This window comes from Pelomonas sp. Root405, from assembly GCF_001425165.1.
Lineage (GTDB): Bacteria > Pseudomonadota > Gammaproteobacteria > Burkholderiales > Burkholderiaceae_C > Pelomonas.
Genome location: NZ_LMDU01000010.1, coordinates 1 through 1,828, shown reverse-complemented (window position 1 = coordinate 1,828; position 1,828 = coordinate 1). Strand labels below are relative to the sequence as shown.

The window sequence follows — 1,828 nt, the reverse complement described above, 5'->3', positions numbered from 1 at the left end:
AGTGCGCGGCGACGCCCGGTTGAAGCATCCACTGTCCGTCAGTGAACTTCATGGTGGGTGGGGGTCCTGGTTGTCTCGGGTGGGCCGGCAGCGGTGCCGGTCTCGTCAATCTGTTGTGGTTCGATTTACTCGCATGCAGTGGCGAGGCGGCTGTGACATCTGTCCCGGCGGCGCGTTGCGCACCCGAGACCGGTTCAGTCGCTGGCTCGATGCCAGAGCCGATGCGATGGTCGTTGGACACGACGAATCGCGCTAAGTGTCTTCCCCCTATTTACTTCGTCCATCGTCCTAACTATTATTTGGTAAGACCAGCGCGCAAATATAACTGCATGGTCCGACCAAAAGAGCCGACAGAAGCGGCACTTCATGTTTCAAGGAGGAGAGCACTTGCAGGCCGAAGCCGTCGGAAGCCAACAGCTGGTGAAGGGAATCAACCGCATGTCGATCATTCGACGGCTGCTCGCCAAGCCGGGGCAATCACGCGCCGACCTGGCGGGCGCGGTGGGCCTGACGAAGTCGACGGTGGGACTGCTGGCGCGCGAGCTGATTGCCGAGGGCTGGCTGGTCGAACGCGAAATCGTGGCGACGGGCGACATGGGCCGGCGCCCCACGCCCCTGTTCATCGACCCGGGCCGCCTGTTGCTGATCGGGGTCGACTTGGGCACCGAGTCCGTCCGCGTCCTCGCAACTTCACTGACCGGCGAGGTGCAGGCCTGTACCGAAGACAGCTACGGCACCGCCCGAACGCCCAAGGCCTGCATCCGCGTGCTGGCCACTGCCCTGCAGAGGATCAGCGCATCCCTGGACCAGAAGCAGGAGGTGCTGGGCATCGGCATCGGCCTGCCTGGCGGCGTCGACGAAGCCCGCGGCGTGCTGCATCTGGCCCCCAACTTCGGTTGGCGCGACGTGCCGTTCGCAGCACTGCTGAGCGAGAAGCTCAAGGGCACCACCCTCTCCTCAGTGCCGCTGTTCCTGCAGAACGAGGCAGCGGTGGCCGCTGTCGGCGAGATGGAGTTCAACCCCGCGCCCGCCTGCGACCCCTTGCTCTATGTGTCCATCAGCCGAGGCTTGGGCGCGGGTGTCATCGTCGGCGACCGCCTGCTGACGGGAAAGCGCGGGTTCGCGGGTGAAGTCGGCCACACCGTGCTGCAGTTGAACGGACCGTCCTGCTCCTGCGGCCGGCGCGGCTGCGCTGAGGCACTGATCGCCATGCCCGCCATGCTGAACGGACGCGGTGACCACCCTGCCCTGAGTTCGCTGTCTGAAGTGCGCATGCATCTGGACAAGCAAGATGCCGAGACGCTGAAGGCCGTCGATTCGGCCGGCCGCTATCTCGGCGTCTTGCTGCAGAACCTGGCCACCGCCTATGACCCCGGCTGCATCGTGCTGGGCGGAACCATCGTCGAGCTGGGCGGGCCCTTCCTGAAGCCGGCGCTCGACACCTTGAGCGACTACGCCCGGGCTGCAGGCCTGGCGCCGCCCACCGTGCGGACATCGCGCTTCGGCGTGAACGCCGTCGCCGTCGGCGCCGCTGCATTGGCGCGTTATCGGTTGACCCGCCCCTCGCTGTTGCTCCCGGACGGCGAAGGCACCCCCAACATGGCAATCAGCACCGAGGAGATGCGCTGATGTACCTCGGCATCGATCTCGGCACCTCCGAAGTCAAGCTGCTGCTGCTTGACGGCGCAGGTCGCATCGTCGGCACGGCCGGCAGCGCCCTGAGCCTGTCCAGCCCCGAACCCCTGTGGTCCGAGCAGAACCCCGCCGACTGGTGGCGGGCCACCGGCACCGCGGTGGCGCAACTGCGCACCGCCCACCCGCTGGCCTT

Annotated in this window: 2 protein-coding genes; both read left to right on the top strand. The window is 66.5% G+C overall.

The window, feature by feature from the left end:
- Window positions 1-438 precede the first annotated feature (438 nt).
- Window positions 439-1,629, top strand: a complete 1,191-nt coding sequence (locus ASC81_RS09530) for an ROK family transcriptional regulator (protein WP_162245883.1) — start codon at window positions 439-441, stop codon at window positions 1,627-1,629.
- Window positions 1,629-1,828 (top strand): FGGY family carbohydrate kinase (locus ASC81_RS09525; RefSeq protein ID WP_255354408.1); only part of this gene is annotated, 200 nt, incomplete at its 3' end. The genes ASC81_RS09530 and ASC81_RS09525, both read left to right, overlap by 1 nt.